The organism is Pararhodospirillum oryzae, from assembly GCF_007992075.1.
In the GTDB taxonomy this organism is placed as follows: domain Bacteria; phylum Pseudomonadota; class Alphaproteobacteria; order Rhodospirillales; family Rhodospirillaceae; genus Pararhodospirillum; species Pararhodospirillum oryzae.
The window spans coordinates 1-13,660 of record NZ_BJZO01000010.1 but is presented as its reverse complement, the minus strand read 5'-3'; the positions used below and the strand labels follow the sequence as shown (position 1 = coordinate 13,660).

15 protein-coding genes are annotated in these 13,660 nt (G+C 60.5%); 5 read left to right on the top strand and 10 right to left on the bottom strand.

Annotated features, from left to right (window positions below; translation table 11 throughout):
• The first annotated feature begins 52 nt into the window (after positions 1 to 52).
• The 5 genes from ROR02_RS02985 to siaD all read left to right on the top strand — a co-directional run bounded on the left by ROR02_RS02985 (position 53) and on the right by siaD (position 4,798).
• Complete coding sequence (locus tag ROR02_RS02985; protein ID WP_147162524.1) at positions 53 to 832, top strand: arginyltransferase; 780 nt, start codon at positions 53 to 55, stop codon at positions 830 to 832.
• 143 nt (positions 833 to 975) lie between these two features.
• Positions 976 to 3,006 (top strand): biofilm regulation protein phosphatase SiaA, encoded by a 2,031-nt coding sequence (gene siaA, locus ROR02_RS02980; protein WP_147162523.1) that lies wholly within the window; start codon positions 976 to 978, stop codon positions 3,004 to 3,006.
• A gap of 75 nt (positions 3,007 to 3,081) precedes the next feature.
• On the top strand, positions 3,082 to 3,642 hold the full coding sequence (gene siaB, locus ROR02_RS02975; protein WP_147162522.1) for a biofilm regulation protein kinase SiaB: 561 nt from the start codon (positions 3,082 to 3,084) through the stop codon (positions 3,640 to 3,642).
• A gap of 8 nt (positions 3,643 to 3,650) precedes the next feature.
• On the top strand, positions 3,651 to 4,037 hold the full coding sequence (gene siaC, locus ROR02_RS02970) for a biofilm regulation phosphoprotein SiaC (protein ID WP_147162521.1): 387 nt from the start codon (positions 3,651 to 3,653) through the stop codon (positions 4,035 to 4,037).
• Positions 4,034 to 4,798: a biofilm regulation diguanylate cyclase SiaD gene (siaD, locus tag ROR02_RS02965; protein WP_246135373.1), complete on the top strand. Its 765-nt coding sequence runs from the start codon at positions 4,034 to 4,036 to the stop codon at positions 4,796 to 4,798. The genes siaC and siaD overlap by 4 nt, the downstream gene beginning before the upstream one ends.
• A 358-nt stretch (positions 4,799 to 5,156) precedes the next feature.
• On the opposite strand, the gene ROR02_RS02960 is transcribed toward siaD, so the two are convergent.
• From ROR02_RS02960 to ROR02_RS02915, 10 genes are all read right to left on the bottom strand, one after another.
• The gene (locus tag ROR02_RS02960; protein WP_147162520.1) at positions 5,157 to 5,810 is read right to left on the bottom strand and encodes a non-canonical purine NTP pyrophosphatase; all 654 of its coding nucleotides are present in this window, start codon (positions 5,808 to 5,810) and stop codon (positions 5,157 to 5,159) included.
• A complete protein-coding gene (locus ROR02_RS02955) occupies positions 5,807 to 6,562 on the bottom strand; it encodes an SIR2 family protein (protein WP_147162519.1) in 756 nt (251 codons plus the stop codon). The genes ROR02_RS02960 and ROR02_RS02955 overlap by 4 nt, the downstream gene beginning before the upstream one ends.
• Positions 6,563 to 6,639: 77 nt before the next feature.
• Complete coding sequence (locus ROR02_RS02950; protein ID WP_218032752.1) at positions 6,640 to 7,188, bottom strand: class I SAM-dependent methyltransferase; 549 nt, start codon at positions 7,186 to 7,188, stop codon at positions 6,640 to 6,642.
• 62 nt (positions 7,189 to 7,250) lie between these two features.
• Positions 7,251 to 8,822 carry an HTH domain-containing protein gene (locus ROR02_RS02945; RefSeq protein ID WP_170244926.1) on the bottom strand — a complete coding sequence of 524 codons (1,572 nt, stop codon included), beginning with the start codon at positions 8,820 to 8,822 and terminating at the stop codon, positions 7,251 to 7,253.
• 281 nt (positions 8,823 to 9,103) lie between these two features.
• The gene (locus tag ROR02_RS02940; protein WP_246135372.1) at positions 9,104 to 9,448 is read right to left on the bottom strand and encodes a tyrosine-type recombinase/integrase; all 345 of its coding nucleotides are present in this window, start codon (positions 9,446 to 9,448) and stop codon (positions 9,104 to 9,106) included.
• A 53-nt stretch (positions 9,449 to 9,501) separates the two neighbouring features.
• Positions 9,502 to 9,831: a helix-turn-helix domain-containing protein gene (locus tag ROR02_RS02935; RefSeq protein ID WP_246135371.1), complete on the bottom strand. Its 330-nt coding sequence runs from the start codon at positions 9,829 to 9,831 to the stop codon at positions 9,502 to 9,504.
• On the bottom strand, positions 9,755 to 10,039 hold the full coding sequence (locus ROR02_RS17530) for a type II toxin-antitoxin system RelE/ParE family toxin (RefSeq protein WP_147162559.1): 285 nt from the start codon (positions 10,037 to 10,039) through the stop codon (positions 9,755 to 9,757). The genes ROR02_RS02935 and ROR02_RS17530 overlap by 77 nt, the downstream gene beginning before the upstream one ends.
• Positions 10,040 to 10,207: 168 nt before the next feature.
• A complete protein-coding gene (gene serA, locus ROR02_RS02925; RefSeq protein ID WP_147162515.1) occupies positions 10,208 to 11,785 on the bottom strand; it encodes a phosphoglycerate dehydrogenase in 1,578 nt (525 codons plus the stop codon).
• A 38-nt stretch (positions 11,786 to 11,823) separates the two neighbouring features.
• A complete protein-coding gene (locus tag ROR02_RS02920; protein WP_147162514.1) occupies positions 11,824 to 12,993 on the bottom strand; it encodes a phosphoserine transaminase in 1,170 nt (389 codons plus the stop codon).
• Positions 12,994 to 13,078: 85 nt separating this feature from the next.
• On the bottom strand, positions 13,079 to 13,660 hold a 582-nt coding region (locus ROR02_RS02915; RefSeq protein ID WP_147162513.1), incomplete at its 5' end, for a murein hydrolase activator EnvC family protein.

Sequence of the window (13,660 nt, the reverse complement as noted above, 5' to 3'; positions counted from 1 at the left end):
CGACCCGGTCTTGTTGAATAACACGTGTTCCAGGCGAAAGAGTCGAACCGACATGAACCAGGGACAACTCCACCGTCCCCATTTCTTTTTCACGACGGCTCCCATGCCCTGCCCTTATCTTGAAGGGCCGATGGAACGCAAGCTTCTCACCGATCTCACCGGTCCCGAGGCGGAACCGCTGCATGAAGCGTTGTCCCGGGCCGGGTTCCGCCGCAGCCACACCATCGCCTACGCGCCCGTGTGCCCGGACTGCCAGGCGTGCGTGCCGGTGCGCATTCGCGTGCGCGACTTTCACCCCGGCCGCACCTTCCGCAAGCTCTGGACCGCCAACGCCGGGTTGACCGGCGCCCTGACCCCGGCGCGGGCCAACGTGGAACAATTCCATCTGTTTTCCCATTACCAGCAGGCCCGCCACGGCGACAGCGACATGGCCCTGATGGGCTTTTTCGATTACCGCTCGATGATCGAGGACAGCCCGATCCGCACCTCGCTGGTGGAATTCCGCGATCCCTCGGGGCTGTTGCGCGCGGCCTGCCTGCTTGACCATCTGTCCGACGGCCTGTCGGCGGTCTATTCGTTTTTCGACACCACCTTGCCCGCCCAGCGCAGCCTGGGAACCTGGATCGTGCTGTGGCTGATCGAGGAAACCAGACGCCAGGGCCTGGACTACGTGTATCTGGGCTACTGGATCGCCAAAAGTCCCAAGATGGCCTACAAGGAGCGCTTCCACCCCCTGGAAGCCTTCGGGCGCCAGGGCTGGGTCCCCTTCGATGAGCTTGAGTCCTCCCCGGATTCCACTCCAAGGGGAAACGCCGGGGCAAGCCCGGCATGACCCCGCGCCCCGGCCCGTGACCCTCGGGCTCATGCCGGGGCAAGGGGGCAGCGGTTCGTGAAAAGGCGCTTGCGCGGCCGGACAAACCCGCCATCCTTGGGGCCCTGTTTTCCAGATCCGGGCCGGGAAAGGGACCTTCTCCCATGCCGCATGCGACGTCACGAAGGCCCTTCCGGTGGGGGCTGCGCGCCAAAAGCGTGGCCCTGGTGCTTGGCATCACCGTTGTGTCCCTTGCCGTGCTGGGGATCGGGGGCCGGATCTTGCTGGGCGACATCCAAAACGACCTGGGCGCGTCCCTGGCCCGCGACACCGCCTTGCGCACCCAGCACCGCACCATGTCCGAGGTCGGGCTGGAGGTAGCCCTGGCCCGGCGTTTCGCGGACTCCGGGCTGGTGCGCGACTGGCTGGCGGACGAGGACAATCCGGCCAAACGCGCCCGTTTCCTGGAAGAGGCGGAAAAATTCCGGGGCGCTTTCTCCAGTCACGGCTATTTCGTGGCGGTGGCCCAAAGCCGGCATTTCTATTACGCGAGCCCCGAGGCGCCCTCGCCTCGGGTAACCTACACGGTGCAGGACGGCGTTCCCGAAAATTCCTGGTATTTCACCACATTGGCCCAAGCGGATGGCATCTGGATCAATGTCGACCACGACAAGACCCTGGGGGTGACCAATGTCTGGATCAACATCGCGGTCCGCGATGGCCAGGATCGGGTGCTGGGAATCGTGGGGACCGGAATCCGTCTGGATGCGTTTCTAACCCGCCTTCTGGGCGGCGGGGAAACGGGTGTCACCACCATGATCCTGGATGAACGGGGCGCGGTGGTGGCGCATCCCGACACGCGCCGGATCGCCTTCGACCTCGCCGCCCGGCCCGAGGCCGAAAACACCGTGTTTCGTCTGGCCGACGACGACGGGTCGCGCGCGCGGCTGGCGGCGCTGCTGCGGGTCGCGCCCGAGCAGACCCACCTTCCCAGCACCCGGGTTTCGCTGGAAGGCCATTCCCACCTGGTGGCGACGGCCTCGGTTCCAACCCTGGGCTGGGTGGTGCTGTCGGCGGTGGACATGCGCCAGAAGGCATTGCTCACCCCCGATCGCCTGGTGCTGGCGGCGGCCATCATTTCCCTTGTCGTCCTGGCCACGGCCGGCCTGACCGCGCTGGGCTTCGATGCCCTGATCGTGCGCCCGCTGGTCCGGTTGAGCGGATCCATCGAGGCGGTTCGCACCGGAACCTACCGGGGTACCGCGCTTCCCTCCCGGCGCGACGAACTGGGCGCGCTGACCCGGGCCTTCGATGCCATGGCCCGGCAGGTTCAGGCCAACGCCGAGCACCTGGAACACCTGGTGGCGGCGCGCACCGACGAGCTGGCGGCGGTCAATGACCGCCTGCAAGACACCCACCAGCGCCTGACCGATTCCATTCGCTATGCCAGCCTGCTGCAAAAGGCGATCTTGCCCGATTCCCGGCTGGACCACGATCTGCCCGGGCGGGTTTTCGTGCTGTGGCGCCCGCGCGATGTCGTGGGGGGTGACTTTTATGTGTATCGCGGTGACGATCAGTCTTTTTTGCTGGGGGTGGTGGATTGCGCCGGGCACGGGGTTCCGGGGGCGTGCATGACCATGCTGGCCCATGCCGCCCTTGATATGGCCCTGCGCGAAGCCCCGTGGTCGGATCCCGCCGCCGTGCTGGCGCGGGTGGATGCCATTGCCCGCGCCATGCTGCCCGGGACGGCGGGCGAGCTTCGCCTGGCCACCACCATGGACATGGGGCTGGCGCACGTGGACCGGCGGACCGGGGTGGTCACCTTTGCCGGCGCCCGCATGCCCTTGCTTTGGAGCGACGGCGCCAACACGGGCCAGCTTCCCGCCGGGCGGCGCGGCCTGAACGACCGCAAGCCCGGGACCTATGTCAATGCCCACATCCCCCTGGCCGCCGGGCGGACGTTCTACCTGGTTTCCGACGGCCTGTTCGACCAGTCGGGGGGGCCGCGCGGCTTCGGCTTTGGCCAGCACCGGTTCATCGACTGGATGAAGGAAAACGCCCGCCTCCCCCTGGACGACCAGAAGCACCGCCTTGAAGCCACCCTTGACCGGTACCAGGGCGACGGGGCCCAACGCGACGACATCACCGTTCTGGCATTCCGGTTTGACGAGGGGGCCCGTGCTCTCCATCTTTGACGCCAGGGGATCGAACGAGCATCCTTTCGGCACGAGATCACGCCGATCGTCGGAACCGCGCAACGAGGCAAGGGCATGACACCTGACGCATCCGCCACCGAATCGCCCGCCGATCTCCTGGCCTTGCGCGAAATTTTTCAGCGCGACAAAATCATGCTGTGCTTCAATGGTCCGATCACGGCCACGCTGATCGAGGAAATCGGCACCGCCTTGCGCGCGCACATGGAACGCATGGAAGAATCAAGATCTGCAGTTTCAGATGTTTTTTCCGTTTATATTGAGATGACCCAAAACATTCGCCGCTATGTACACGCGCACGATACCCTGGCCCTGGAAACCGCGAGCCTGTTTGTCTCGCGCGACGAGCAGGGGCACTATATCGTCACCGCCGGCAACGTGGTCATGCCCGACGACGGCGCCGCGCTGATGACCCGGATCAACACCCTGGCGGCGATGGACAAGGCGGAACTGAAGGCCGCGTTCAAGGCGCAACTGCGCCAGCCCCGCGCCGAGCTGGAGGGCAGCGCCGGCCTCGGGCTCATCGACATGGCCCGCAAGGCCACCCGTCCGCTGGCCGCCACGCTGTCGCGCCTTGACGAGCGGCACTGTTTTTTTTGCCTGCGCGTTGTCTTGTAGGATAGCCGATGAACGTTTTTGAAATCGCCCAGACCCAGGCCACCCCCCTCATCCACGCCGACCCCGAGGGGGGCGTAATCACCATGCGCGGCGATTCGTATCCGGAAAATTCGTTCGATCTGTTCCAGCCGCTGATCGAATGGGTGGAGGCCTACCTGGCCGAGGGCGACCGGCCGCTGCGCCTGGATCTGGAGCTTCTGTACCTCAACACCAGCTCGATCCGCGCCTTGATGGATATCCTGGAGCAGTTGGAAGACGCCCACCAGGCGGGCCGCACCGTGGTTGCCTGCTGGACCTACGACGCCGCCAACGAACGGGTGGGCGAGCTGGCCGAGGAGTTCAAGGAAGACTGCACGTTTCCGTTCGATATCGTTGCCCGGGCCACGCCCTCGTGACGGTGACGGAAAAGGACCTGGAAGCCCGCGTCGAGGCGGCGCTGGCCACCCCCGGACAGGAAGACCCCTGGCCGTTGCTGGCCGCCCTGTTCGACCGCTACCGCACCCAGCAGCGTCTTTTGGATCGCCTGACCCGGATTTCGGACCAGTACCAGCGCGCCGAGCGCGATCGCGGCCTGAGCTATGCCGACAACTACCAGCGCAAGGTGCGCCAGATCGAAAAGATCGTGCGCATCAGCGACCATTACCAGGCGATGCTGCGCTCGCTGAACGACCACCTGCGCATGATCTCCACCCACGACGACCTGACCGGCCTGCCCAACCGCCGCCTGATGCGCGAACGGCTGGCGCAGGAGCAAGCCCTGGCCAACCGCCAGGACAGCGCCTTTTCCATCGCGCTGGCCGACATCGACCGTTTCAAGAGCGTGAACGACACCTGGGGCCACACCATAGGCGACACGGTGCTGGCTCGCACGGCCAACGTGTTGCAAGACGCCTTGCGCGACTACGATGTGTGCGCGCGCTGGGGCGGCGAGGAGTTCTTGCTGCTGTTCCCCTCGTGCGCCCGGGCCGAGGCCCTGCGCCTGGCCGAACGCCTGCGCACCCGCGTCGCCGAGGACCCGGCCGAGCCGCCGGTAACGATCAGCCTGGGCGTAACCGAATACCGCCCCGGCGAATCCCTCGACGACACCTTGCGCCGCGCCGACGCCGCCCTCTACCAGGCCAAGGACGACGGCCGCAACCGGGTCGCGGTTGGGTAGAAACAGTCCGTGGGCGCCCCAACCAGCATCCCTACGCACTGTTTCCTCAACGAGAAAGCATCAAACACAAGCGCACCCAAAGCACCCGGCCTCGACCCAACGGAATCATCAAGCGCCTTCATCGTGCCTTGCTGGACGCAGATTTCTGCGTCGAAGGCCGGGAAACCTGGTTCGAAACCTAGAAAATGCTCCAGGCGCTAACTTTCCTAGACGACCGAATCGGGCCGAAAGCGGAACAACGGGTTTCCATTCCCCCTTCGGGACAGTTAACGTTCAGCGCGTCCATCGTGATGGATAAAGTCCGTCATCAGGCCAAAAGCACATCTACCAAAATCGACATAAAAACTGCACCAACCGCTCACGGCACGTTCGCAAACAGATTCCCTGATCCGTGCCTTCTCAGGTGCTCCACAAATTTGCGGAGCGCTTTGGCCGACTGAGAAACCGTCAGCTTTCGTAATAGACCGTCTTCCTCACCACACACCTCTGCGTATGTCTTTCCACCAAATTCGTCAGGACAAAATATTGTGTCCCAATAAAATTTTCTTTCCCCCTTTGGCTCATTTGCTAGACTTCCCTTCGTTTCACCCACGAATGTCCAAACTTTGACACCGTCGCAGTAACCGACAACCGCTTGCGCAACTGCCCTTTCCCCCCCTCTGCCAACTCTTTTAAGAAAGCCTCGATCCGATAACGAGTCCCACATCGGTTGGGTAAGACCTCCCGGAAAACCAAACGCAGATTCATCCTCCAAAATGAGGCCTGCATGCTCCACGATACAGGGGGTTAGAAGCTGACGATATGCGGATCTAACCTTGTGATCGACCATTTTTTCCAAAGAAATTTCTAAGGGTTCGTCAGTCGAAACATCCGCAAACTGAAAATCACAAACGTCTCTGATCAAAGGCGTTTCATCACCGCCCGATTGATCAAGTTTGGCACCTTGCAAAAGCTCGATTTCGTCGCGCTTAAACCTGCTTGATGTAGCGTAGTATACTGTGGGAGGCCTCATGAACACATTTCCATCAGCACGTTTGCGGTCGCCGCCGTGCGGTCGTTGCCATAGGTCGGAATTACAGTAACGTTCCTACGTTCAAATAACTTACACTCGAAATCTGACGGGTTATGAGAGATGATATAGGCTCTCTTTCCTGATGTGCTGTCGGGAAGCGTGTTGAGAGTGGCATTTATTAGCTCAAACAGAAGGGCTACGTTCATGTCGTTAAAACTGTACCCCACGAAGAGCAGGACGCGGTTCAGCAAGTCCGATCTCAACTTCCAGTCGAGAGGGCACTCAAACCGCATTCTTCGGTAGTAGTGTCGTTCGGAAAAAACCATCTCCTCAGGACGATTAAAATCGCCATGATACTTGACTACTTGAGAGACTTTTGGTCCCGAAACCATCTCCCTCTCAGATGTAATCGCTTGGACAGTCCGCCCCTTTAGCTTTAGGGCACGCTCGATAAAATCATCGTAATTTGTCGTGTAAAATAAGTTGCAACGATCCAAATCAGCCAGAACCTGATGCAGATGAGACTGGGAAAGCTCCCGGTCAGAGGGATCCATCCGCCGGACCAGCCAATTCGTAAGAGGGGAAAAACTGCCCATAGTCAGGCCAAAATACTCAAGGATTTGAAGGTCACTTCCCCGCATTCGCAGTAGATCTGGTTCAGGGTAATTCATGATCGTGCATGCTTCATTGACCATCTCGCGCCATGACGGCCCTGTAACGTCTTTCCCTCGAAACTGCCATTTGAAGGACATCGAAGCACCAGCTCCCACAAACGGGATGACCCTTCCTGTGCGATATAGGGATCTAAGCTCTTGCGGGCATGATTCCATTATTCAGGCTTTCGAACGATCATTCGGGTCAATGAATGATGGTGGTGTATTTCATTGTGCGGATGCGCTTCATATAAGACTGTATCAGTCGCGGTTTTGATTTCCCAGTCATCAAATGCTTCCAGAAACCACGAGTGTGGTAGCAAAAGTGGGGCGAAGCCAGGATGTGCCGACAAATCGTGAGATCGGTCATTGAATGCCACGACTATCGCCGTGCCTCCTGGTTTCGTTATCCGCTTGATCTCATGCACGAGTGATGTGGCGTCGCTCTCACGTTCCATGCAATGCAGCAGGCCGTAGGCAATTACGACGTCGTAAACGCTGTCCAACTGGGAACTTGCGAACGATTGCGCATCCGCGAGATGCCATTCGATCCTTGCGGTCGGAAACGCAACCCTTCCGTTGCCAATTGCTTTATTTGAGCAGTCAACGGCTACCACACGCGCCCCCGCTTGGGTAAACGCGTTGGCATTTTTGCCTTCTCCGCATCCTAGATCCAGAATTTCCAGACCGTCTACCGAGTGCTGCGAAAGAAATGTCGCTACCAAACTGCCAGGCCTCGTACCCCAGAAACAGGAAGTAGAAGAATATCCTTCATCGTAACCCCCATTTAGCATGTTTTCAGCCCCACCTTAGTCAACATTTCATCTATCGTTTTCTCGTACTCAGATAGTCCGATCCAATTGTAAAGAATTACATCCGCATCTTGGATTAAATACCTTACTTGCCCCTCTACCGGCGCATTATAGAGTTCAATGAACGCATCAAAATCGATTTTATCGTATCCATAGTCTTCTCGCATTCTAAACATTTCGAATGCCACATCTGGAGGGGTGTAGACATAAATTAAAGCTACTGGTGATGGCGACAGGTCACGTAATTCTGACAGTGTCTCAGGATGTCTGATGCCATCTACAACAATTCTATCATGATCTACAAGTTGGATGTCTTTAGCAAGAGCTGCCGCTAGAACCTTGGGGCCGTCAGGTTCGGAAATAAACTTGAGTGCTGCCTTTTGGAATGTGGCTCGATCTGATTGTGGGACAGGGGCGATACCCAGAAGGTGAGCAAGGACCCGGCCACTATTGATTTGTTTGTAGCCTGCATGTTCGATCAATGCTTTCGTCGTTGCAGACTTTCCCGATCCGATTGCTCCAACGACGCAGGTGACGTGTTTATTTCTGAAGACACTGCGCCGCTGTACCCGATAGCTTGGTACTGTCCGCAAAGCTTGCGGAAAATATTCTTTGATGCAGAGCTGGGACCAGTATTCAAAATCAGAAAGATTTAGCGGCTCACGGCTGGTGTCGATCCACCGCAAACGATTGATCGAAACTTCACCGCGCTGCGGCTGCTCCCATTTAGAGAAATCTTCCACCCAGTATCGCATTACGATTGCAAGATGACGAATGCCGACGGAGGACGAGTTGTCATTCAAAACGCCAAGCAACTCCAACTTGTCCGGGTCAATCTGCGGCCTGCCATTTGGGAGGGTTATCTCCTCGCTAAGTTCTCGGACTGCGCTGGCTCGTACCCCCAAATCTCTCTGCGTGAACAATGAGAGGTCTAAATCTGTGACATGTCCTCCAAACCCGACACATGTTGCTCCGCGAAGAAAAGATGCGGCGCGATTATATTGTCCACGAACAAAGGATAGAATTTTAGTCTCGTGTTGCACTATCGTATAAGTTATGAACTGCTTCAGATCATCACGTATCTCTGCCTCAGTTCGTGGGAGATACGTGACCAAATTCCGATCAAAAAGATTCTCAGGGGATTTGAATGGCCCCATACCTATGCCTTGGAAATCTAGAAACGGCCCATACTTGTCGCGATGTATTGCCAGCACTCTTTCGGAACTTGGCGGAGCGGTACGCCTGGGGGCAGTATAAACTGCCAAATTGCCGTGAACTTCGCTGCGTCTGTGCTGCTCCAAAAGGTCTCGCAAGAAAAATTTCCCGGCAGCAACTCGAACGAATTTTGAGCTGTCCCCATTTCGAAGAATTTCCATACTAAGCCTAGACTGCATGGACTTTTGTGGAGTCTTGCTAATCTCTTGATCATTGAACAGCTGGTCGTCCAAACCACGTGCTACGAGCTCAGCAGCGCGAAGTGGCCGGCCAGCCTTGCGCAATACAGTCTCAGCTACCCAAAGATATGTGGCTTCCTTTGCGTTAGACAAGTTCGTCTTTCTCTTCTGTCTTTTCGTTAATTTATGAAAAATTCCCACAAATCAGATCGGTAAATTAGGATGCCGAAAAGGGATGGTTCATGATCGACTTCAATGCGCCCCTTCGTCAATGGTTCACACTAAAACTCTATATCATCGCTGGAAGCGATGGGGGTCGGTCAGCCTTCGAAAATGAGCTTCACAAAGCGCAAAGTCTGAGATGGGCGCAAACCTGATAATGCTGGCTCCGGGCAAAACCCGTCGACGCTGAAATCGAGGAGTTCTTTCAAACTTCAGATTTCCGCGCCTTCGGCAAGCAGCAGAGCATCTTCTATATCGACGCCGAGATACCGGACAGTGCTCTCAATCTTCGTGTGACCAAGCAGGATCTGTACGGCACGCAGATTGCCTGTCTGCTTGTAGATGATGGACGCCTTGGTACGGCGCAGCGAATGTGTCCCATAGTCCTCCCGGCGCAACCCGATCCCGGTGACCCACTCGTCAACGAGACGAGCATCCTGCCGGGTGCTGATGTGCTTTGCGTGATCGACCCCGCTGGGAAACACGAAATCGTCAAGTGTCCCACCTCGACGTTCGAGCCCTGCGAGGATGTTACGCGCGGGGTCGAGAAGCTCCAATAGCCATTCTTCTCTTGGCCAACAGTGAGCGGAAGAATACTCCCCCTCAAGGCTCAGGCGATGGCCGACAGTCCTTTTTCGGCGACAAGGGACAACAGCTTGCACGCCGGGCCGGCAGGTCGCTTGTCGCCACGCTCCCATTGGCTTACCGAATCCTTGGTGACATTGAGATACAGGGCGAACACGGTCTGGCTGACCTGTTCACGTTCGCGTAGGGCACGGATCTCTTCGGCCGTGAACTTTCGAACCGGCGTCAGACAGGATTCGTCGAACCGGCGCATGGTGTGCTTGTCAATGAGCCCGGTTTCACGCAGGTCCAGCGCGGTCTCGTGGATTGCCGCCTTCACGTCGCTCTTGTAAACCCTCGTTCTGGCCATCGCCATGAACCTCCTGAAACTTTCCGCTCTCCACCAGATCCGCCAACTTCTGATCTGAGGCATTCAGCAGCACGGCGGCCAATTCCTTGAAATCGCGTTCGTCACTTTTATCGATGTTGTCTTGGTCGCTCTTCGCAAGACTACAGCGGACACAACCTTTTGATGCAACGTCCGTTGTCGAGAAAGAGCACCGCCCCGTTGACCGACCGAACAGAGCGCAAAGCCGTCCGCCTCCGGCTCAGCCTGATGGGGTTACGGGATGCTCTCCTTGAAAGCCGTCAGCGGGCCTCGACGCTCCCCCTCCCCCCCCAAATAAGCAACACGCCGGCCCCAGGGGAGCCGGCGTGCGGGCTTCAAGTGTTGGATGAAGGCGAAAGGACGCTTAGAACGCCAGCGCCTTGGCCATCACCACGTTGGGAAGAGCCGCGACCTTTTCCAGGAGGGGCGCGGTGATCTCGGTGTCCACGTTGACGAGACAAATGGCGCGACCGCCGACCGTCTCGCGGCCCAGGTGGAAGGAAGCGATGTTGACGCCGGCCTCGGACAGCACCGTTCCCACCCGGCCGATGAAGCCCGGCTTGTCCTCGTTGACCACGTACAACATGGTCGGGGCCAGTTCGGCCTCGACCGGGATGTCGTTGATCCGCACCAGGCGCGGCAGGGCGCCGCCGAACAGCGAGCCCTCGACGCTGCGGGTCTGGCGTTCGGTGGTCACCTGCACCCGGATCAGGCTGTGGAAGTTCGAGCTGTTTTCGCTCTTGGTCTCGCGCACCTCAATATCGCGCTCGCGCGCGATCAGGGGGGCGTTGATCATGTTCACCGATTCAAGCAGCGGCGACAGCAGGCCCTGCAAGACCACGGCGGTCAGCGGCTTGGTGTTCAGGTGCGCCACGTCGCCCAGGTATTCAATGGTCACGGCCTTCAGGCTGCTTTCCGTGATCTGGCCCGTGAAGCTGCCCAACTGCTCGCACAGCTTCATGTAGGGGCGCAGGCGCGGCGCCTCCTCGGCGGTGACGGCGGCCATGTTCAAGGCGTTGGTCACCGCGCCGGTCAGCAGGTAATCGCTGATCTGGTCGGCCACCTGCAACGCCACGTTCTCCTGGGCTTCGCTGGTCGAGGCGCCCAGGTGCGGCGTGCACACCACGTTGTCCATGCCAAACAGAATGTTTTCCTTGGCCGGCTCGGCGGTGAACACATCCAGGGCCGCCCCCGCGACGTGGCCGCTTTCCAGGGCCGCCTTCAAGGCCGCCTCGTCGATCAGGCCACCGCGCGCGCAGTTGATCAGACGCACGCCCTTTTTCATGCGGGCGATGGCGTCGGCGTTCAGGATGCCGCGCGTCTTCTCGGTCAGGGGCGTGTGCAAGGTGATGAAATCAGCCCGCGCGATCAGGTCGTCCAGCTCGACCTTCTCCACCCCCAGATCCAGCGCCCGTTCCGGCGACAGGTAGGGGTCGAACGCGATCACGCGCATGCGCAAGGCCACGGCGCGCTCGGCCACGATCGAGCCAATGTTGCCGCAGCCGATCAGGCCCAGCACCTTGTTGAACAGCTCCACGCCCATGAAGCGGTTCTTTTCCCACTTGCCGGCGTGGGTCGAGGCGTTGGCCAGCGGAATCTGCCGGGCCAGCGAGAACATCATGGCGATGGTGTGCTCGGCGGTGGTGATGGCGTTGCCGTAGGGCGTGTTCATCACCACCACGCCGCGCTGGGTGGCGGCCGGAATGTCGATGTTGTCCACGCCAATGCCGGCCCGGCCCACGACCTTGAGGTTCGTGGCCTTTTCCAGCACCGCCGCCGTCACCTTGGTTTCCGAGCGCACGGCAAGGCCGTCGTAGTCGCCGATGATCGCCATCAGCTCGTCGGGCTTCAGGCCGGTCTTCACGTCCACGTCAATGCCGCGGTCGGAGAAAATCTTCACCGCCGTCGGGCTCAACTTATCGCTAACAAGAACCTTGGGCATACGCCCCTCCTTCACCTCAACACGTCCTGGCGCCCCGATCAGCGGGCGAACTCGGCCTTCACCACGGCCTCGGCCCAATCGAGCCAGGGCAGCAGGGCGGCCATGTCGGCCTCTTCCACCGTGGCCCCGCCCCACAGACGCAAGCCGGCCGGCGCGTCGCGGTAGGACCCGATGTCATAGGCCACGCCCTCGGCATCCAGCACCGAGACCAGGCGCTTGGCGGCCTTGGCCTGGTCCTCGGCCGACAGGGCCACGAACCAGTCGGCGACCACCTTGAGGCAGATCGACGTGGAAGAACGGAAGGACGCGTCGGTGGCCAGGAAGTCCACCCACGCCGTGCGCGCGACCCACTCGCTGACCACGGCCAGGTTGGCCTGGGTGCGCTTGATCAGGCCGGGCAGACCGCCCACCGCCTCGGCCCACTTGAGGCCGTCAAGGGCATCCTCGACCACCAGCATGGAGGGCGTGTTGATGGTTTCACCCTTGAAGATGCCTTCGACCAGCTTGCCGCCCTTGGTCATGCGGAACAGCTTGGGCATCGGCCACTTCGGGGTGTAGCTTTCCAGACGCTCCACGGCGCGGGGCGACAGGATCAAAATGCCGTGCTGAGCCTCGCCGCCCAGGACCTTCTGCCAGGAGTAGGTCACGACGTCGAGCTTGTCCCAGGGCAGATCCATGGCAAACGCGGCCGAGGTCGCGTCGCAGATGGTCAGGCCCTCGCGGTCGGCGGCGATCCAGTCGCCGTTGGGCACGCACACGCCCGAGGTGGTGCCGTTCCAGGTGAAGACCACGTCGCGGCTGAAATCCACCTGCGCGAGGTCGGGCAGCGCGCCATAGGCCGCGTCAAGCACGCGAACGTCGGACAGCTTGAGCTGCTTGGTGACATCGGTCACCCATCCCGAGCCGAAGCTTTCCCACGCCAGCATGTCGACGCCACGCGGGCCCAGCAGGGACCACAGGGCCATTTCGACGGCGCCGGTATCCGACGCGGCAACGATGGCAATGCGATAGTCGGCGGGAAGCCCCAGCAGGGCGCGGCTGCGGTCCAGCACATCGGCCAGACGGGCCTTGCCGGGCTTGGCCCGGTGCGAGCGGCCCACCAGGGCATCGGCCAGCGCCGCCGGGGTCCACCCGGGACGCTTGGCGCACGGACCAGAGGAGAAGTTCGGATTGGCCGGCCGGGTGGCCGGCTTTTGCGCGTCGGACATCGGTTGTCTTCCTTCCTCACAGAAGGTCGCGACCCGTTGGGGGATCGTGGCCCGTCGCTGTCATAGGGCCGCAGCCGAGCGCCGGTCAACCGCCAACGGTGTCGGAGGACGCGATTTCCCCTTTTGATGCAACGCACAAAAGACCGGACGCCCCTTCGCGCCCCGCCGCGGCCCCGCCCAGATCCGCCACCTTCTGGCTTTTCAGGTAGGGCATGGGATCCACCGCCTTGCCGTTCTTGCGCACCTCGAAGTGCAGCTGCGGGCGCGAGACGCCGCCGCTCGATCCCACCTTGGCGATTTCCTGGCCCCGGCGCACCGTCTGCCCGCGCTCGACCAGCAAAACGGCGTTGTGGGCATAGGCCGTCATCAGGCCGCCTTCGTGCTTGATCAAGAGCAGGTTGCCAAAACCCCGGATTTCGTTGCCCGCGTAGGCGACCACCCCGTTTTCCGCCGCGCGCACCAGCGTGCCCTGGGCGGCCGCGATGTTGATGCCATCGTTGTGCATGCGCCCTTCGATCGGCCCGAAGCCCGACAGCACCGAGCCTTGCACCGGCCACTGGAGAATGCCGCCCCGTCCCGACGTGGTCGAGGCCGGCGGAGGCACCAGGGGGGCGGGCGCGGGCGCGGGCGCGGCCCCGGCGGGGGGCGCGGCCCCGGCGGAGGGCGC